Source organism: Kitasatospora xanthocidica (genome assembly GCF_014656195.1).
Taxonomy (GTDB): Bacteria; Actinomycetota; Actinomycetes; order Streptomycetales; family Streptomycetaceae; genus Kitasatospora; species Kitasatospora xanthocidica.
The window spans coordinates 1-18,068 of sequence record NZ_BNBY01000010.1; the positions used below are offsets into that span (position 1 = coordinate 1).

An 18,068-nucleotide genomic window follows, 5' to 3' on the forward strand; every position below is an offset into this window, starting at 1 on the left:
CACGCCGCAGGAAATCGGGAGCAAAATTGGCCCTCGCACCCCCACTTCCGACCCGCACCGGCGCGCGGAACGGGCAGCGGAAGTGAAGAGGAAAGGGAAGCGCAAGGGGAGAAGCACAACGGAGAGGGCCCCCGAGGAGCCCCGCCCCTCAGGCCTCCTCGCGCCAGCCCTCGTGGTCGGTGGCGAGGGTGTCGAGGGCGTGCAGCAGGGTGGGGGTCCAGCCGGTGTCCGGGGCGTCGATCACGACGAGCCACTGGGCGTCCTCGGCGTCGTCCTCGCCGGCGAGCGCGTCGCGCACGATCTCGAGTTCGCCGAGGTCGGGTTGGGTGGCGCCGAGTTCCTCGGCGACCTCGTCGGCGGCGTCGCGGTCGGGCAGGACGAGCAGTTGCCGGGCGTGCGGGTCGTCGACGTCCGGGAGGGTGGTGGTGTGGTTGTCGGTCACCCGCCCATTGTCCAGGCCGCCCGCCCGGGCCGATCGGGAGGGCGGGAGTGTCGGCGGCCCGTGGGATGCTGGTAGGCGATGGCCAGGAAGAGTGCACCCGATGACCTGCTCGCCCCGCTGACCCTCGCGGTCGGCCAGGAGGAGCTGCTGCTGGACCGCGCGGTCGCCCAGGTCGTGGCGGCGGCGAAGGCGGCGGACCCGGACACCGACGTACGGGACGTGCCGCCCGGTGGCCTGCAGCCCGGCAGCCTGGCCGAGCTGACCACGCCGTCGCTGTTCGCCGAGCGCAAGGTCATCGTCGTCCGTGCCGCCCAGGACCTCTCCGCCGATTCGGTGAAGGAGGTCAAGGCGTACATCGAGGCGCCGGCCGAAGAAGTGATCGTGGTGCTGGTGCACGCCGGCGGCGTCAAGGGCAAGGGCCTGCTGGACGCCGGGCGCAAGGCGGGTGGCCGCGAGGTGGCCTGCGCCAAGCTGACCAAGGCGAACGAGCGGCTGGCCTTCGTCAAGGGCGAGTTCCGCACGCTGGGCCGCTCGGCGACGCCGGAGGCCTGCCAGGCGCTGCTGGACGCGCTCGGCAGCGACCTGCGCGAGCTGGCGGCCGCCTGCCACCAGCTGACCTCGGACGTCGAGGGCACGATCGACGAGACGGTGGTCGCCCGCTACTACAGCGGCCGGGCGGAGGCGACGGGCTTCGAGGTGGCCGACCTGGCGGTCACCGGCCGGGCCGCGGAGGCGCTGGAGCGGCTGCGCTGGGCCCTGGCCGTCGGCCAGCCGCCGACCGGCATCACCTATGCGCTGGCCTCCGGCGTGCGCAGCATCGGCCGGCTGGCGACCACCGGGCGGAACATGCGCCCGGCCGACCTGGCCCGTGAGCTGGGCATGCCGCCGTGGAAGGTGGACCGGGTCCGCCAGCAGATGCGCGGCTGGACGGGAGACGGGGTGGCCGCCGCGCTGACCGCGATCGCCCAGGCCGACGCCGCCGTCAAGGGCGGCTCGGACGATCCGGCCTTCGCCCTGGAGCGTGCGGTGGTCGCCGTGGCCCGGGCGGCCAGGGCCGGTTCCCGCCCCGCCTACTGACACGGCCGAGGCCGAGGCCGAGGGCCGAGGCCGCCCGGGCCCGCGGCCGGAGCCCCGGAGCGGCGCCCGCCGCCGACCCCCGCGGCCGGAGGCTACTTCCGCATGGCCCGGACGGCGTCCTGCGCGTCCGACTGCAGGGCGCTGCGCAGATCGTCCTTGGACGGCGGCTTGCCCTTCCCCTCGGTGTAGCTGGCCGAGTAGTTGATGTAGTACGTCATCCCGCCGTCGAGGATGTCCAGTTCGGCGTAGAGGCTGTGGTACTTGTCCGAGCCGTCGTCCTTGTAGAGGAAGTACGCCTCCTCGCCGAGCCCGGAGATGTCGGTGACCTGGTAGCCGCGGGCCCGGTAGAGCTCCTTGTTGGCCTTCAGCTCGGGCCCGGGGTTGACCGCCTTGTGCAGGTCGGCGCGCATGTAGACGGAGGCGTACTCGCTGTCGCTGTTGCCGCCGGTCCGCTTGAGGCTCATCGAGCAGTTCATGCTGTCCAGGGCCGGGTGCCGGTCGGTGTGGTGGGTCGGCGCGGAGGTGTCCGAGACGGAGTACGTCTGCAGCAGCTTGGTGGGCTTCCCGGTGGTGCAGAAGTCGTCGGAGAGGTGGTAGCTGCCGAGGCTGCGCGGCGAGGAGTCGCTGCTGACCATGCCGGGGATGACGATCACGGCGGTGGCCCAGCCGGCCGAGACGAGCACGGCGCCGACGAAGGCCCAGACGGCGTTGCGCCGCAGGTGCCCCCCGGAGCCCGAAGCACCGCCTCCCGGTACCGACGCCATCCCCGGTGCGGTCGCCGCTCCCGGCGCCGCGGGCATCCCCGGCCCCGGAGGCATCCCCGGCGCCGCGGGCATCCCCGGCCCCGCGGGCATCCCGGGCGCCGTCGGCAGTCCGGGCGGCGGTCCGAAGCCCGCGGCGCCCGGCGCTCCGGCCGGCGGTCGCGCCCCCGGTACGGGCTGCGCGCCGGGTGTCTGCTGCGGGAATCCGTACCCCGGCCCGTTCGGTGCGGACGGTGGCGGTGGCGTCGTCATGAGGTTCCCCCTAGGCCTGGCGTCGGGGCGCTCCCCGCACCTCGATCACACCTGACCCGACCATAGCGGCCGGACCGTGAAACGCGACAGGCGCCGCAGTGGCCTCCGGGGAGGAGGCCGACTGCGGCGCCTGCCGTACAGATTCGTGCACCGCACCCGCGTGGCGAACGCAGGCCGCGTGCGGTGCGAGTCTCGCGCGCCTCAGGGTCCGGGTAGAGGGCCGGAGCGTCCCGAGGCGGAGGGGGCCAGTGGCCCCCGGAGGCGTCAGGCCTGGACGGCGGTGTTGACGCGCTTGGTGATGGCCGACTTCTTGTTGGCGGCCTGGTTGGCGTGGATGACGCCCTTGCTCACGGCCTTGTCCAGCGCCTTGGAGGCGGCGCGGGCCAGCTCGGTGGCCTTCTCGGTCTCGCCGGCGGCAGCGGCCTCACGGGCCTTGCGCAGAGCGGTCTTCAGCGAGGACTTGACGGCCTTGTTGCGCAGGCGCGCCTTCTCGTTGGTCTTGTTGCGCTTGATCTGGGACTTGATGTTCGCCACGAAGGAGCCTCAGTCTGTCTAAAGGTTCTGAACGGGATCGCACCGGCGGCCGTCGGTCCAGCTGAGAGGGCATGCCGAGGCCAGGTGCAGCTGACTACGCTACCAGGGGGCCCACTCCCGCCCCAAACCGGCCGCCCGGCCCCGACCGCCCCCAAGCCGACCGCTCCCCAACCGGCCGTCCCGCGCCGTCCGCCCCCAAAACCGGCCGTCCCGCGCCGTCCCGCGCCGTCCCGCGCCGTCCGGCGCCGACCGCTCAGTGGGCGGAGGCCGGCGGCCGGGCGTCGAGCAGCGGTTCGCCGTAGTGCTCGACCTCCGGGAAGGGGCGGTAGAAGTGGTGCAGCAGCGCACGCCACCGCTGGTACTCGGGGGAGGTGCGGAAGCCCTCGGTGTGGTCGGCGAGGGTGTCCCAGCCGACCTGGAGGAGGAAGCGGGAGCCGCGGCCCTCGTCGAGGCAGCGCCGGAGTTCCAGGGAGCGGAAGCCGCGCTGGACGGAGATCAGCGGGCGGGCCTCGGCGAAGGCGGCGAGGAACTCCTCCTCCCGGCCGGGCAGGACGTCGAGCAGCGCGCTTTCGAGGATCACGGGGGCCATCCTGCCGCTCCGGGGCGGGCGGCGGGAAGGGTCGGACGGTCCCGAACGGCGGCAGGGCCCGCGCTCGTGGGAGTATGGGAGGAACTATTTCGATCGGACGAGACTGTCCGGTCCCCGGGAAGCCGGTCAGCGATGACCCGGACACCCCCGGCCCCGGACCAACGGAGAATCGGACCAAGGTGCCCGCGACCCCCAGCAATGTGCCAGAGCCCAGCCGTACCGACCCGGCGCTGATCCGCAACTTCTGCATCATCGCCCACATCGACCACGGCAAGTCGACGCTCGCAGACCGGATGCTGCAGATCACCGGCGTCGTCGACCCCCGGCAGATGCGTGCCCAGTACCTCGACCGCATGGACATCGAGCGTGAGCGCGGCATCACCATCAAGTCGCAGGCGGTCCGCCTCCCGTGGGCGCCGAAGACCGGCGCGAACGCCGGGACGACGCACATCCTCAACATGATCGACACCCCCGGCCACGTGGACTTCACGTACGAGGTGTCCCGCTCCCTCGCCGCGTGCGAGGGCACCATCCTGGTGGTCGACGCGGCCCAGGGCATCGAGGCGCAGACCCTCGCCAACCTGTACCTGGCGCTGGAGAACGACCTCACGATCGTCCCGGTGCTGAACAAGATCGACCTTCCGGCCGCCCAGCCGGAGAAGTACGCCGCCGAGATCGCGCACATCATCGGCTGCGACCCGGCCGACGTGCTCCAGGTCAGCGCCAAGACCGGTCTGGGCGTCGAGGACCTGCTGGACCACATCGTCGACACCATCCCGGCCCCGGTCGGCGTCAAGGACGCCCCGGCCCGCGCGATGATCTTCGACTCGGTGTACGACTCCTACCGCGGTGTGGTCACCTACGTCCGTGTCGTGGACGGCCAGCTGACCAAGCGCGAGCGCATCGCGATGATGTCGACCGGCGCCACCCACGAGCTGCTGGAGATCGGCGTCATCTCCCCCGAGCCGAAGGTCGCCGACGGCCTCGGCGTCGGCGAGGTGGGCTACATCATCACCGGTGTGAAGGACGTCCGGCAGTCCAAGGTCGGTGACACCATCACGTCGATGCACAAGGGTGCCACCGAGCCGCTCGGCGGCTACAAGGACCCGCGCCCGATGGTGTTCTCCGGCCTCTACCCGCTGGACGGCTCGGACTACCCGCTGCTGCGCGACGCCCTGGACAAGCTGCGGCTCAACGACGCCGCGCTGGTGTACGAGCCGGAGACCTCGGTCGCGCTCGGCTTCGGCTACCGCTGCGGCTTCCTCGGCCTGCTGCACCTGGAGATCATCCGGGAGCGCCTGGAGCGCGAGTTCAACCTCGACCTGATCTCCACCGCGCCCAACGTGGTCTACCGGGTGATCATGGAGGACGGCACCGAGCACACCGTCACCAACCCGAGCGAGTTCCCCGTCGGCAAGATCGCCGAGGTGTACGAGCCGGTCGTGCGCGGCACCATCCTCGCGCCCAACGAGTTCGTCGGCGCGATCATGGAGCTCTGCCAGTCCCGCCGCGGCAGCCTGCAGGGCATGGACTACCTCTCCGAGGACCGGGTCGAGCTGCGCTACACCCTTCCGCTCGCGGAGATCGTCTTCGACTTCTTCGACCAGCTGAAGTCCAAGACCCGCGGCTACGCCTCGCTGGACTACGAGCCCATCGGCGAGCAGACCGCCGACCTGGTCAAGGTCGACATCCTGCTGCACGGCGACGCGGTGGACGCCTTCTCCGCGATCGTCCACAAGGACAAGGCCTACGGCTACGGCGTGATGATGGCGGGCAAGCTGCAGAAGCTCATCCCCCGCCAGCAGTTCGAGGTGCCGATCCAGGCGGCCATCGGCTCCCGGGTGATCGCCCGTGAGACGGTCCGCGCGATCCGCAAGGACGTCCTCGCCAAGTGCTACGGCGGTGACATCTCCCGTAAGCGGAAGCTGCTGGAGAAGCAGAAGGAAGGCAAGAAGCGGATGAAGATGGTCGGCCGCGTGGAGGTCCCGCAGGAGGCCTTCATCGCCGCGCTGTCCACCGACGCGGAGACGCCGAAGGACAAGAAGTAGCCGAGGGAAAGACGTAACCGAGGCTGGCCGAAGGGCCCGGGCATCCCGCCCGGGCCCTTTCGCGTTCCCGGAAGGCGCCCTCGACGTCCGAGGGCGGCTACTCCCTCGGCGCGCTACTTCAGCGCGCCGAGGACGGCCGAGACGATCGCCGCCTTGGCCAGCCGCCCCGCGGTGCCGGTCAGGACGGTGGGCCTCATCGCGTCGTCCGGGTGGACCAGCTGCAGCAGCCCGTCCCGCCGGCCGAGGCTCAGGCACTGCACGACGTACCGGAACGAGAACGGCTTCGCGGTGCGCCCGTCGAGCAGCTTGCCGACGTACTGGCCCTGCGGCAGGGCGGTGGCGCAGCCCATCCGCAGGGTGCCGATGCCGGGGACGGTGACCGCGGCGGCGTCGCCGACCACGTGCACGTCGGGGTGCGAGACCGACCGCAGGTGGTCGTCGACCAGGGCGCGGCCGCGCTCGTCCACGGCCAGTCCGGCCTCGGCGGCCAGCGGGTGCGGTTCCAGCGAGGCGGCCCAGACGGTGAGGTCGGCGTCGATAGGGCCGGCGGTGGTGCGCGGGCCGTCCGGGGTGACCTCGGTGACGGTGGCGTCCTCGTGGACGGTGACGCCGAGCCGGTCGAGGACGCGCAGGATGTGGGCGCGGCCCTTGGGCGAGTAGATTCCGCCGACCCGGCCGGCCGCGACGATCCGCACCCGCCAGCCGGGGTGGGCCTCGGCGAGTTCGGTGGCGAGTTCGATGCCGGTGGCGCCGCCGCCGACGACGGCCAGGGTGCCGGGGCGGTCGGCCTCGCCGATCAGGCGCCGCACCTCGGCGGCGCGCTCCACGGGGTGGGCGTGCTCGACGGCGCCGGGGACGTCGTGCCAGGCGGTGCGGCTGCCGAGGGCGTAGACGAGGGTGTCGTAGCCGAGGGCGGTGCCGTCGTCGAGCAGGACCTTGCGCCCGGCGAGGTCGAGCTCGACGGCGCGGGCCCGGCGGTGCTCGATCGAGCGGCCGCGGGCCAGGTCGCCGATGGCGGGCCAGTCGCGGCCGCGTCCGGCCGCGGTCTCGTGCTGGCGGATGCGGTGCAGGAGCCGCTCCTCGGGGGCGACCAGGGTGACGTGGTGGTGGCGTCCGGCGCCCTTGGCCGCGGTGAGTCCGGCGTACCCGGCGCCCAGGACGACGATCCGCTTCCGGTCGCTGGTGGTGCTGCTCATCTCGTCCGCCTCCGTTCGCTGTGCCCTCGTGGGGCGCTGTTCGGGAAGGGGACGACGTGGCCGGCCGGGATGTGACCGTGACCCGCGTCACAAGCTCACGCGGGTCAGAGTTAGCGGCAGGGCCGGGTCAGGGGGTGGCGACCGGGCCGATCCGGCGGAGCTTCTCGGGGTTGACCACGACGTACGCCTCGGTGATCCGCCCGTCGGCCACGGTGAAGGCGAGGACGCCGCCGACGGTCCCGGTGGCGCGGTCGTACCAGACCAGTCCGGGCTCGCCGTTGACCACGGCGTGGTCGAGTCCGCTGCCGGGGGTGAACCACTTGTGGACGAGGCCGGCGACCAGGCGGGAGACCTTCTCGGAGCCGTGGATCGGGCGGACGCCGGCGCGGACGATGCCGCCGCCGTCGGAGTGCCAGATCACCTCCGGGTCGAGGACCTCCATCAGGCCCAGGATGTCGCCGCTGGTGCTGGCGGCGGCGAAGGCCTCGACGGCCCGGCGGTGCGCGGCCTTGTCGGCGCCGCCGGGCCGGCTGCCCTCCTTGACCCGGCGGCGGGCCCGGGAGGCGAGCTGGCGGGTGGCGTCGGGGGAGCGGTCCAGTGAGCCGGCGATCTCCTCGAAGCCGACCGCGAAGACGTCGTGCAGCACGAAGGCGGCCCGTTCGGCGGGGGAGAGCTGTTCCAGGACGGCGAGCAGGGCGAGGGAGACGGACTCGCCGCGTTCGGCGAGTTCGGCGGGGGTCTCCGGGCCGTCGGCGTAGGAGACGGTGGGCTCGGGCAGCCATTCGCCGTAGTAGGACTCCCGGCGGGCCCGGGCGGAGCCCAGCTGGTCGTAGCAGAGCCGGGTGACGACGGTGGTGAGGAAGGCGCGCGGGTCGGCGACGGCGGCGCGGTCGGCGGCCTGCCAGCGCAGCCAGGCGTCCTGCAGGACGTCCTCGGCGTCGGTGAAGGAGCCGAGCAGCCGGTAGGCGACCGAGCCCAGGTAGCGGCGGTTCGTCTCGAAGGCGTCCGGGGCGGCCGGGGGCTGGTCGTCGATCACGGGCCCCAAGGTAGCGCCCGCGCGGGCGCGTTGCGAAGCCCCGGACGAGAGCTCCGGACGGGAAGACCCGGAGGAGAAGCCCCGGGGGAGAAGACCCCGGACGGGAAGGGAAGCCCCGGACGGGAAGCCCTCCGACGGCGGGTGCGGGGACGCGAGGGGCCGGGGCGGAGGGTCCGCCCCGGCCCGTCGGGTGGCGCGTGGTCAGTCGACCTCGGCGACGGCCTCGGCGAACTGCGCCTGGTAGAGCCGGGCGTAGGCGCCGCCGGCGGCGATCAGTTCGTCGTGCGAGCCCTGTTCGACGATCGAGCCGTTCTCCATCACCAGGATCACGTCGGCGTCCCGGATGGTGGAGAGCCGGTGGGCGATGACGAAGCTGGTGCGGCCGGTGCGCAGCCGGGCCATGGCCCGCTGGATCAGCACCTCGGTGCGGGTGTCGACGGAGCTGGTCGCCTCGTCCAGGACCAGGATGGACGGCTGGGCGAGGAAGGCCCGGGCGATGGTGATCAGCTGCTTCTCGCCGGTGCTGACGCCGGTGCCCTCGTCGTCGATGACGGTGTCGTAGCCGTCGGGGAGGGTGCGGACGAAGCGGTCGACGTGGGCGGCCTTGGCGGCTTCGACGACCTGTTCGCGGGTGGCGCCCTGGGCGCCGTAGGCGATGTTGTCGGCGATGGTGCCGCCGAACAGCCAGGTGTCCTGGAGGACCATGCCGATGCCGGAGCGCAGGTCCTCGCGGGACATCGCGGAGATGTCGACGCCGTCGAGGGTGATCCGGCCGGAGCTGACCTCGTAGAACCGCATCAGCAGGTTGACCAGGGTGGTCTTGCCGGCGCCGGTGGGGCCGACGATGGCGACGGTGTGGCCGGGTTCGACCTTGAGGGAGAGGTCCTCGATGAGCGGCTTGTCGGGGTCGTAGCGGAAGGACACGTCCTGGAAGGAGACCCGGCCGTGGACGGTGTCGGGCTTCTCGGGCATGGCCGGTTCGGGGCTCTGCTCGGGGGCGTCGAGCAGTTCGAAGACGCGCTCGGCGGAGGCGACGCCGGACTGCACCAGGTTGGCCATGCTGGCGACCTGGGTGAGCGGCTGGCTGAACTGCCGGGAGTACTGGATGAAGGCCTGGACGTCGCCGATGGAGAGCGAGCCGCTGGCCACCCGCAGGCCGCCGACGACGGCGACCAGCACGTACTGCAGGTTGCCGATCAGCATCATCGCGGGCTGGATGATCCCGGAGATGAACTGGGCCTTGTAACTGGCCTCGTACAGTGCCTCGTTGTGCTCGCGGAAGGTCTCGGCGGACTCGCGCTGGCGGCCGAAGACCTTGACCAGGGTGTGGCCGGTGTACATCTCCTCGATGTGGGCGTTGAGTTGGCCGGTGGACTTCCACTGCTGGACGAACTGGGGCTGGGCGCGCTTGCCGACCTTGGTGGCGACGATCACCGAGACGGGCACCGAGACCAGGGCGATCAGGGCGAGCAGCGGGGAGATCCAGAACATCATCGCGAGCACGCCGACCACGGTGAGCAGCGAGTTGATGACCTGTCCCATGGTCTGCTGCATGGACTGGCCGATGTTGTCGATGTCGTTGGTGACCCGGCTGAGGACTTCGCCGCGCGGCTGCTTGTCGAAGTAGCTGAGTGGCAGTCGGGAGAGTTTGGCCTCGACGTCCTGGCGCAGCCGGTAGCTGGCGAGCTGGATGGCCTTGGTGGCGAGCCGGCCCTGGAAGATGCCGAAGACGGCGGAGGCGACGTAGATGCCGAGGACCCAGAGCAGGACGGAGCCGATGGCGCCGAAGTCCATGCCGTGGCCGGGGGTGAAGTCGACGGCGGAGAGCACGTCGGCGACGCCGGTGTCGCCGTGGGCGCGCAGCCCGTCGATGACCTGGGCCTTGGTGGCGCCGGGGTCGAAGCGGGCGCCGATGACGCCGGCGAAGATCAGGTCGGTGGCGTCGCCGAGGACCTTGGGGCCGATGACGGCGCAGCCGATGCCGAGGACGCCGAGGAGGAGGACGCCGAGGAGGATGGTGCGTTCGGGGCGCAGCAGGCCGAGGACGCGTTTGCCGGAGCCCTTGAAGTCCATGGACTTCTCGGTGCCCTGGCCGCCCATGAAGCGGCCGGGGCCGGCGGGGCCGCGGCGGGCGGCGGCGGCCTGGGAGTCGCTGGGCAGTTCGGCGTCGTCCGGCTTCGGGCGGGCCTTGGTCAGGTCGGCCGTGGCCGCGGCTCTCGTGTCCGCCGCGCCTCTGCTGTCCGTCGCGCCTGCCGCGTCCGTCACGTCCGTCACGTCCGCCGCGTCTGCCGGGGGCTTTCCGGGGGTGGTCACGCCGCCTCCTGCTCGGTGAGCTGGGAGAGCACGATCTCCCGGTACGTCGGGTTGTCGGCCATCAGTTCGTGGTGGGTTCCGGTGCCGACGACGGCGCCCTCGTCGAGGACGATGATCCGGTGGGCGTCGCGGATGGTGGACACGCGCTGGGCGACGATCAGGACGGTGGCGTCGGCGGTCTCGCGGGAGAGGGCCTTGCGCAGCCGGGCGTCGGTGGCGTAGTCGAGCGCGGAGAAGGAGTCGTCGAAGAGGTAGACGGAGGGCTTGCGGACCAGGGCCCGGGCGATGGCGAGGCGTTGGCGCTGGCCGCCGGAGACGTTGCTGCCGCCCTGGGCGATGGGGGCGTCCAGGCCTTCGGGGAGCTTTTCGACGAACTCCTTGGCCTGGGCGGTCTCCAGGGCGTGCCAGAGGTCCTCGTCGGTGGCGTCGGGCCGGCCGTAGCGGAGGTTGCTGGCGACGGTGCCGGAGAACAGGTAGGGCTTCTGGGGGACGATGCCGACGCTGTCGGCGATGGCGTCGGCGGCGAGGTCGCGGACGTCGGTGCCGTCGATCAGGACCTGGCCGGAGGTGGCGTCGAAGAGCCGGGGGACGAGGCCGAGCAGGGTGGACTTGCCGCTGCCGGTGGAGCCGATGATGGCGGTGGTCTCGCCGGGGCGGGCGGTGAGGTCGATGCCGCGCAGGACGGAGGCCTCGGCGCCGGGGTAGCGGAATTCGACGTCGCGCAGTTCGAGGGTGCCGCGGCGGGGGGCCTCGGTGACGGGCGTGGCGGGCGGGACGACGCTGGACTCGGTGCCGAGGACGTCCTGGACGCGGTCGGCGCAGACCTCGGCGCGGGGCACCATCATGAACATGAAGGTGGCCATCATGACGCTCATCAGGATCTGCATCAGGTAGCTGAGGAAGGCGGTGAGCGCCCCGATCTCCATGGCGTGGCTGTCGATGCGCTTGGCGCCGAACCAGAGCACGGCGACGCTGGAGACGTTCACGACGAGCATGACGGCCGGGAACATGACGGCCATCAGCCGGCCGACGTGCCGGGCGACGCTGGTGAGGTCCTCGTTGGCGCCGGCGAAGCGGGCCTGCTCCTGGTCGTCCTTGACGAAGGCGCGGATGACCCGGATGCCGGTGATCTGCTCGCGCAGGACCCGGTTCACGGTGTCGATGCGCTCCTGCATGCTGCGGAACTGGGGGCGCAGCGCGCGGACGAGCAGGATGACGACGACGGCGAGCGCGGGGACGACGGCGAGCAGCAGGCCGGACAGCGGGACGTCCTGGTTGAGCGCCATGATGATGCCGCCGACGCACATGATCGGTGCGGCGACCATGAGCGTGAAGCTCATCAGGGCGAGCATCTGGATCTGCTGGACGTCGTTGGTGGTGCGGGTGATCAGCGAGGGGGCGCCGAACTGGCCGACCTCGCGGGCGGAGAAGCTCTGCACCCGGTCGAAGACGGCGGCGCGGAGGTCCCGGCCGAAGGCCATGGCGACGCGGGCGCCGATGAGGACGGCGCCGATCGAGCAGGCCGCCTGGGCGATGGTCACGCCGATCATCACCCCGCCGACGCGCAGGATGTAGCCGGTGTCGCCCTTGACGACGCCGTCGTCGATGATGTCGGCGTTGAGCGTCGGCAGGTAGAGCGCCGCGAGGGTGGACACCAGCTGGAGGACCACCAGCAGGGTGATCGGTCGGGAGTAGGGGCGCAAGTACGCCCGCAGCAGTCTGATCAGCACTAGCACACTCTTGTCGTCGCGGGTCGGGTTCGCACCCCGATTCTCGTTCTTCTGTAGCGTCGTACAGGGCATTCGGCGTGCGCGAACCGAGGGTTTGCCGGGCTTTTGCCGAACTGCCCGGCAGTTCGGCGGGGCGCCGGGCGGTGCGGTCACCGGTGGCGCGGGGGCGTGCCAGCTGGATCCACCCTCTTACGGAATGACCGGTTTCCCCCTAGGCTGCTGATTGCCCCCTTGTTACTGACCGGTACCGCTCAGGTTAACCGGGGCCCGGCGACCGCCCCCACGGACGCCGCGACAATCCCTCAGACGGCCACCCGCCCCCGGAGGTCCTCGTTGAGTTCCGCGCAGTCCCTGATCGACTCCGGCAGGCCCGACCTGGTCGCCGGGCGCCCCGCCTCCGTCGCGCACCTGTTCCTGGAGCGGGTCGCCGCGACCCCTGACGGCGAGGCCTACCGCTACCCCGCCCCGGTCGACGAGCAGGCCGCGGACGGCGCGCCCGGCGCCGAGCAGTGGCGCTCGCTGACCTGGGCGCAGACCGCGACCCGGGTCAAGGCGGTGGCCGCCGGGCTGATGGCCCTCGGCATCCGGTCGGAGGACCGGGTCGCCCTGGCCTCCTCCACCCGGCTCGAATGGGTCCTCACGGACCTCGGCGCCATGTGCGCGGGCGCCGCGATCACGACCGTCTACCCGAGCACCAACGCCGACGAGACGGCCTTCATCCTGGCGAACTCCGGCTCCCGGGCGCTGTTCGCGGAGAACGCCGCGCAGCTGGCCAAGGCCGCCGGGCAGCTGGAGCAGCTGCCCGAGCTGCGCACCGTGATCCTCTTCGACGCGCCCGGGGAGACGCCCGAGGCGCCCGGCCTGGAGGTGCTCACCCTCGCCGAGCTGGAGCGGCGCGGCGCCGAGTACCTGGAGCGGCACCCGGACGCGGTGGAGAAGGCCGTCGCCGGGCTCGACAAGGAGCAGCTGGCCACCCTGATCTACACCTCGGGCACCACCGGCCGTCCCAAGGGCGTGCGCCTGGTGCACGACTGCTGGGCGTACGAGGGCCGGGCGCAGGAGGCCAGCGGGCTGCTGCGCTCCGACGACGTGCAGTTCATGTGGCTGCCGCTGTCGCACGTGTTCGGCAAGACGCTGATCTCCGGGCAGATCGCCACCGGGCACGTGATGGCGCTGGACGGCCGGGTGGACCGGATCATCCACAACCTGCCGGTGATCCGGCCGACGATCATGGCCTCGGCGCCGCGCATCTTCGAGAAGGTCTACAACGGCATCGCGGGCAAGGCCCGGGCCGAGGGCGGCGCCAAGTACAAGATCTTCATGTGGGCCGCCAAGGTGGCCCGCGAGTACGCCCGGGCGGTCCAGGAGAGCCGGATCGCCAGCGGTGTCGGCACCGCCCCGCTGGGCCTGCGGCTGCAGCACGCGCTGGCGGACAGGCTGGTGTACGCGAAGATCCGGGCGGCCTTCGGCGGCCGGCTGCGCGGCGCGGTCTCCGGCAGCGCCGCGCTGGCCCCGGAGATCGGCTACTTCTTCCTCGGAGCCGGGGTGCCGATCCTGGAGGGCTACGGCCTGAGCGAGACCAGCGCCGGGTCCTGCGTCAACCGCGAGGAGGACGTGCGGATCGGCACGGTGGGCCGTCCGCTGCCGGGCACCGAGGTGCGGATCGCCGAGGACGGCGAGATCCTGCTGCGCGGCCCCGGCATCATGCGCGGCTACCACGACCTGCCGGAGAAGACCGCCGAGGTGCTGGAGCCGGACGGCTGGTTCCACACCGAGGACATCGGCGAGCTGACCCCGGACGGCTTCCTGCGGATCACCGACCGCAAGAAGGACCTGTTCAAGACCTCCGGCGGCAAGTACGTGGCGCCCAGCGAGGTCGAGGGCAAGTTCAAGGCGGTGTGCCCGTTCGTCAGCAACATCCTGGTGATCGGCAACGGCCGCAACTACTGCACGGCGCTGATCGGCCTGGACGAGGCGGTGCTCCTGCCGTGGGCCGCCGAGCACGGCCTGGCCGGCAAGTCGTACGCCGAACTGGCCGCCGATCCGGCCGTCCACGAGCTGATCGAGGGCTTCGTGAAGCGGCTCAACACGGGGCTGCAGCGCTGGCAGACGATCAAGAGGTTCCACCTGCTGCCGCGCGACCTCGACGTGGAGCACGGCGAGCTCACCCCGAGCCTGAAGATCAAGCGCCCGGTGGTGGAACGGACCTACGCGGACGCGGTCACCGCGATGTACGCGGGCGCCAACGAGGCCTGACCCGGCCCGCCCCCGTACGGCTCACCGGTTCGGGTGAGCCGTACGGGACAATGGGGTCATGCCCTCCGCACTCCCCGACGGCGAACCCGTGCCGTCCGACGGTTCCCTGCCCGCGCACGCCCTCGCCGGGCTCGGCAGCCGGCCGTTCGGCTTCTACCTGCACGTGCCGTACTGCGCCAGCCGCTGCGGCTACTGCGACTTCAACACCTACACCGCCACCGAGCTGCGCTCCTCCGGGGCCGTCGCCTCCCAGGAGACGTACGCGGACAACGTGGTCGCCGAGGTCCGGCTGGCCCGGCGGGTGCTGGGGGACGTCGACCTGCCGGTGCGCACCGTCTTCCTCGGCGGCGGCACGCCCACCCTGCTGCCCGCCCGCGACCTGGTGAAGATGCTCGCCGCGATCCGCGAGGAGTTCGGGCTCGCCGAGGACGCCGAGGTCACCACCGAGGCCAACCCGGAGTCGGTGGACCCGGCGTACCTGGCCGAGCTGCGCGAGGGCGGCTACAACCGGATCTCCTTCGGCATGCAGAGCGCCCGCCCGCACGTGCTGCGGCTGCTGGACCGCCACCACACCCCGGGCCGCCCGGAGGCGTGCGTCGCCGAGGCCCGCGCGGCCGGGTTCGAGCACGTCAACCTCGACCTGATCTACGGCACCCCGGGCGAGTCCGACGACGACTGGCGGGCCTCCCTGGACGCCGCCGTCGGCGCCGGGCCCGACCACGTCTCCGCGTACTCCCTGATCGTCGAGGAGGGCACCCGGCTCGCCGCCCGGGTCAAGCGCGGCGAACTGCCGATGATCGACGACGACGTGCACGCCGACCGCTACCTCATCGCCGAGCAGGCCCTGGCCGCCGCCGGGTACCACTGGTACGAGGTCTCCAACTGGGCCACCACCCCCGAGGGCCGCTGCCGCCACAACGAGCTCTACTGGACCGGCGCCGACTGGTGGGGGGCCGGCCCCGGCGCCCACAGCCACGTCGGCGGCGTCCGCTGGTGGAACGCCAAGCACCCCGCCGCCTACGCCCAGGCCCTCGCCGAGGACCGCACCCCGGCCCTGGGCCGCGAGGTCCTCGCCGAGGAGGACCGCCGCGTCGAACGCATCCTGCTGGAGCTGCGCCTGGTGGAGGGCGTCTCCCTCGACCTGCTCACCGAAACCGGCCGCAAGGCCGCCGACCGCGCCCTCGCCGACGGCCTCCTCGCCGCCGGCCCCTACGAGCGCGGCCGCGCCGCCCTCACCCTCCAGGGCAGGCTGCTGGCCGACGGCGTCGTACGGGATCTGGTGGACTGACCGCCGGACACGGTCACAACGGCATCCGGACCTACGCCTGGTCCGGCAGGGTCACGAAGTCGATCAGTTCCTCGACGCGGCCCAGGAGTTCGGGCTCCAGGTCCTTGTAGGAGTTGACCTTGGAGAGGATGTGCTTCCAGGCCGCCGGGGTGTCCACCGGCCAGCCGAGGCGGCGGCAGGTGCCTTCCTTCCAGTCCTCGCCGCGGGGGACGGCGGGCCAGCCGGGGATGCCCAGGGAGGCGGGCTTCACGGCCTGCCAGACGTCGATGTAGGGGTGGCCGACGACGAGGACGGACTCCCCGGTGACCCGGGCGGCGATGCGGTGCTCCTTGGTGCCGGGGAGCAGGTGGTCGACCAGGACGCCGAGGCGGCGGCCGGGGCCGGGGGCGAAGTCGGCGACGATCGCCGGCAGGTCGTCGATGCCGCGCAGGTACTCGACGACGACGCCCTCGACGCGCAGGTCGTCGCCCCAGACCCGCTCGACCAGTTCGGCGTCGTGCCGGCCCTCGACGTAGATCCGCGACTCGCGGGCGACCCGGGCGCGGGCCCCGGGGACGGCGATCGAGCCGGAGGCGGTGCGGCCGGGCGCCTTGGACGGCGCCGGGCCGGCCGGGCGGACCAGGGTGACGACCCGGCCCTCCAGCAGGAAGCCGCGCGGGACCAGCGGGAAGACCCGGTGCTTGCCGAAACGGTCCTCCAGGGTGACGGTGAACCCCTCGGCGGTCTTCTCGCAGCGCACCACGGCCCCGCAGTAGCCGGTCGCCGCCTCCTCGACCACCAGGTCCCGCTCGGCGGGCACCTCCGGCGCGGGGGCCTGCTTCTTCCAGGGCGGGGTCAGGTCGGGTCCGTACTCGCGGCTGCGCATACGGGTGATCATAGGGACGGCGGACGGGCCGTCAGAGGCCCGGCGCGCCCCAGACCGGGAACCAGCGGCCGAGGTCCTTCTCCAGCCGCAGGTCGTTCCCCAGCATCGCGTTGACCTGCAGTTCCAGCGGGCTGTTGCGCTTCTCGCCGCCGCCGGGCATCGGGGCGAAGGGGTAGAAGGTGCCGCGCTTGTAGAGGTAGACCAGGCCCAGCGACTGCCCCTCCCCGTTGCGGAAGGCGACCAGCGAGCAGAGCAGCTGCGGCCCGAAGCCGTTCGCCTCCAGCTCGCTGTTGACCGCGTGCAGGTCGTTCACCAGCTCCGGGAGCTCCCCGGGGGAGTGCCGGGCGAGCAGCCAGGAGTAGCCGTAGTCGTCCTTGGAGGCCTCCACGGGGACGCCGCCGCGTTCGGTGTCGGCGTCCAGCAGCGCCCGCACCTGCTGTTCGACCTGGACGAAGGCCGCGCCCTCGACGGCCGCGAAGCAGACCGAGCCGAGCCCGGTGGGGAGGAAGCCGGCGGCGGCCTCCAGGGTGAGCGCGGCGGACGGCACGCCGAACAGCTGGTCGAGGTCGGGCTTGACGGGCTTGCTGCGGCCGAACAGGGTGTCCAGGATTCCCACGGCGGTCCTCTCGTGTGCTCGGGGCGTGTGTTCGGGGCGTGTGTTCGGGCGTGTCCTCGGGCGGTCAGCGGCCGAGCTGCTCGGAGATCCTCGCCAGCTGCTCCAGCCGCTTCTCCAGCGACGGGTGGGTGGAGAACAGCTGCGAGGCGGTCTCCCGGGCGCTCAGCGCGGGGGCGAAGTAGAAGGCGTTGTACGGCTGCGCCTGGCGCAGGTCCTTGCTGGGGATGGCCGCGATCTGCCCGGTGACCTTGGTGAGGGCCGAGGCGAGGGCGCTGGGCCGGCCGGTGAGCTGGGCGGCGGCGCGGTCGGCGGCCAGTTCGCGGTAGCGGGACAGCAGCCGGGTGAGCAGGAAGCTGATCGCGTAGACGACCATCGAGACCAGCGGGATGATCAGCGCCGCGATGGCCGCGTTCTGGTCGTTGCTGTTGCGGTTGCCGCCCATGAAGCCGCCGTACACGGCGATCCGGGTCATCGCGCCGGCGAGCACGCCGAGGAAGCCGGCGATGGTCATCACCGCGACGTCCCGGTGGGCGACGTGGGAGAGCTCGTGGGCGAGGACGCCCTCCAGTTCCTCCGGTTCCAGCCGGCGCAGCAGGCCGGTGGTCACGCAGACCACGGCGTTCTGCGGGTTGCGGCCGGTGGCGAAGGCGTTCGGCATGTCGTTGTCGGCGACCGCCACGCGGGGCTTGGGCATGTCGGCCAGCGCGCAGAGCCGGTCGATCGTGCCGTGCAGCTGGGGGAACTCCTCCGGGGTCACCTGGTGGGCGCCCATCGCCCGTTCGGTGATCTTGTCGCTGAACCAGAACTGGGCCACGAACAGCCCGCCGGAGATCAGGACGATGAGCGGCCAGGCGCCGCGCAGCAGCGCGATCAGCAGGCCGGTGAAACCGACGTACAGCAGCCCGATCACGAACATCGTCGCGACCATGCGGCCGGTCAGGCCGCGATCGGGTGCGAAACGGTTGTGCTGGCCCGAGCTCGACATCGCTTGCTCCTCCGTTCGCCGTCGCTTTCGATGCTGCCACCCGGACGGCCCCGGGGCACCACCCCCGCGCCGGGAAGCGT

Annotated in this window: 15 protein-coding genes; 4 read left to right on the forward strand and 11 right to left on the reverse strand. The window is 72.2% G+C overall.

All coding sequences use genetic code 11. The features are described 5' to 3' along the window. Nucleotides 1-148: 148 nt before the first annotated feature. The gene (locus tag IE332_RS19315) at nt 149-442 is read right to left on the reverse strand and encodes a hypothetical protein (RefSeq protein ID WP_229928723.1); all 294 of its coding nucleotides are present in this window, start codon (nt 440-442) and stop codon (nt 149-151) included. Between the two features lie 78 nt (nt 443-520). On the opposite strand from IE332_RS19315, the gene holA reads away from it, so the two are divergent. Beyond that, nucleotides 521-1,519, forward strand: a complete 999-nt coding sequence (gene holA / locus IE332_RS19320; protein WP_189917953.1) for a DNA polymerase III subunit delta — start codon at nt 521-523, stop codon at nt 1,517-1,519. A gap of 92 nt (nt 1,520-1,611) precedes the next feature. Here the strand turns inward: holA and IE332_RS19325 are convergent, their stop codons facing one another. The 3 genes from IE332_RS19325 to IE332_RS19335 all read right to left on the reverse strand — a co-directional run bounded on the left by IE332_RS19325 (nt 1,612) and on the right by IE332_RS19335 (nt 3,646). After that, on the reverse strand, nt 1,612-2,283 hold the full coding sequence (locus IE332_RS19325) for a hypothetical protein (RefSeq protein ID WP_189917955.1): 672 nt from the start codon (nt 2,281-2,283) through the stop codon (nt 1,612-1,614). 513 nt (nt 2,284-2,796) lie between these two features. Beyond that, nucleotides 2,797-3,066: a 30S ribosomal protein S20 gene (gene rpsT, locus IE332_RS19330; RefSeq protein ID WP_030309778.1), complete on the reverse strand. Its 270-nt coding sequence runs from the start codon at nt 3,064-3,066 to the stop codon at nt 2,797-2,799. Between the two features lie 253 nt (nt 3,067-3,319). Then, on the reverse strand, nt 3,320-3,646 hold the full coding sequence (locus tag IE332_RS19335) for an antibiotic biosynthesis monooxygenase family protein (RefSeq protein WP_189917957.1): 327 nt from the start codon (nt 3,644-3,646) through the stop codon (nt 3,320-3,322). Between the two features lie 188 nt (nt 3,647-3,834). Here IE332_RS19335 and lepA point away from each other — a divergent pair, with 188 nt between their 5' ends. Continuing rightward, nucleotides 3,835-5,703: a translation elongation factor 4 gene (gene lepA / locus IE332_RS19340; protein ID WP_189917959.1), complete on the forward strand. Its 1,869-nt coding sequence runs from the start codon at nt 3,835-3,837 to the stop codon at nt 5,701-5,703. A gap of 113 nt (nt 5,704-5,816) precedes the next feature. Here the strand turns inward: lepA and IE332_RS19345 are convergent, their stop codons facing one another. The 4 genes from IE332_RS19345 to IE332_RS19360 all read right to left on the reverse strand — a co-directional run bounded on the left by IE332_RS19345 (nt 5,817) and on the right by IE332_RS19360 (nt 11,978). Next, on the reverse strand, nt 5,817-6,899 hold the full coding sequence (locus IE332_RS19345) for an NAD(P)/FAD-dependent oxidoreductase (protein WP_189917960.1): 1,083 nt from the start codon (nt 6,897-6,899) through the stop codon (nt 5,817-5,819). Nucleotides 6,900-7,026: 127 nt separating this feature from the next. After that, nucleotides 7,027-7,935 carry a sigma-70 family RNA polymerase sigma factor gene (locus tag IE332_RS19350; RefSeq protein WP_229928724.1) on the reverse strand — a complete coding sequence of 303 codons (909 nt, stop codon included), beginning with the start codon at nt 7,933-7,935 and terminating at the stop codon, nt 7,027-7,029. 201 nt (nt 7,936-8,136) lie between these two features. After that, a complete protein-coding gene (locus IE332_RS19355; protein ID WP_189918469.1) occupies nt 8,137-10,035 on the reverse strand; it encodes an ABC transporter ATP-binding protein in 1,899 nt (632 codons plus the stop codon). A 209-nt stretch (nt 10,036-10,244) separates the two neighbouring features. Continuing rightward, the gene (locus IE332_RS19360; protein WP_189917962.1) at nt 10,245-11,978 is read right to left on the reverse strand and encodes an ABC transporter ATP-binding protein; all 1,734 of its coding nucleotides are present in this window, start codon (nt 11,976-11,978) and stop codon (nt 10,245-10,247) included. A 333-nt stretch (nt 11,979-12,311) separates the two neighbouring features. Between IE332_RS19360 and IE332_RS19365 the strand changes: the two genes are divergently transcribed. Continuing rightward, nucleotides 12,312-14,234 (forward strand): AMP-dependent synthetase/ligase, encoded by a 1,923-nt coding sequence (locus tag IE332_RS19365; RefSeq protein WP_189917964.1) that lies wholly within the window; start codon nt 12,312-12,314, stop codon nt 14,232-14,234. A gap of 58 nt (nt 14,235-14,292) precedes the next feature. Continuing rightward, nucleotides 14,293-15,522, forward strand: a complete 1,230-nt coding sequence (gene hemW / locus IE332_RS19370) for a radical SAM family heme chaperone HemW (RefSeq protein ID WP_189917966.1) — start codon at nt 14,293-14,295, stop codon at nt 15,520-15,522. A gap of 31 nt (nt 15,523-15,553) precedes the next feature. Here the strand turns inward: hemW and IE332_RS19375 are convergent, their stop codons facing one another. From IE332_RS19375 to htpX, 3 genes are all read right to left on the reverse strand, one after another. After that, entirely contained in the window at nt 15,554-16,387 is an 834-nt protein-coding gene (locus IE332_RS19375; RefSeq protein WP_189917968.1) for a DUF3097 domain-containing protein, read from the reverse strand. Between the two features lie 31 nt (nt 16,388-16,418). Continuing rightward, nucleotides 16,419-17,003 carry a PspA-associated protein PspAB gene (gene pspAB / locus IE332_RS19380; protein ID WP_189917970.1) on the reverse strand — a complete coding sequence of 195 codons (585 nt, stop codon included), beginning with the start codon at nt 17,001-17,003 and terminating at the stop codon, nt 16,419-16,421. A 64-nt stretch (nt 17,004-17,067) separates the two neighbouring features. Beyond that, a complete protein-coding gene (gene htpX, locus IE332_RS19385; protein WP_189917972.1) occupies nt 17,068-17,988 on the reverse strand; it encodes a zinc metalloprotease HtpX in 921 nt (306 codons plus the stop codon). Nucleotides 17,989-18,068 lie beyond the last annotated feature (80 nt).

Bases quoted from the DNA above. Each gene is read 5' to 3' on its own strand.
- holA (WP_189917953.1), top strand. From the start codon at position 521: ATGGCCAGGAAGAGTGCACCCGATGACCTGCTCGCCCCGCTGACCCTC.
- IE332_RS19325 (WP_189917955.1), bottom strand. From the start codon at position 2,283: ATGGCGTCGGTACCGGGAGGCGGTGCTTCGGGCTCCGGGGGGCACCTG.
- IE332_RS19345 (WP_189917960.1), bottom strand. From the start codon at position 6,899: ATGAGCAGCACCACCAGCGACCGGAAGCGGATCGTCGTCCTGGGCGCC.
- IE332_RS19355 (WP_189918469.1), bottom strand. From the start codon at position 10,035: ATGGGCGGCCAGGGCACCGAGAAGTCCATGGACTTCAAGGGCTCCGGC.
- hemW (WP_189917966.1), top strand. From the start codon at position 14,293: ATGCCCTCCGCACTCCCCGACGGCGAACCCGTGCCGTCCGACGGTTCC.
- IE332_RS19375 (WP_189917968.1), bottom strand. From the start codon at position 16,387: ATGCGCAGCCGCGAGTACGGACCCGACCTGACCCCGCCCTGGAAGAAG.
- htpX (WP_189917972.1), bottom strand. From the start codon at position 17,988: ATGTCGAGCTCGGGCCAGCACAACCGTTTCGCACCCGATCGCGGCCTG.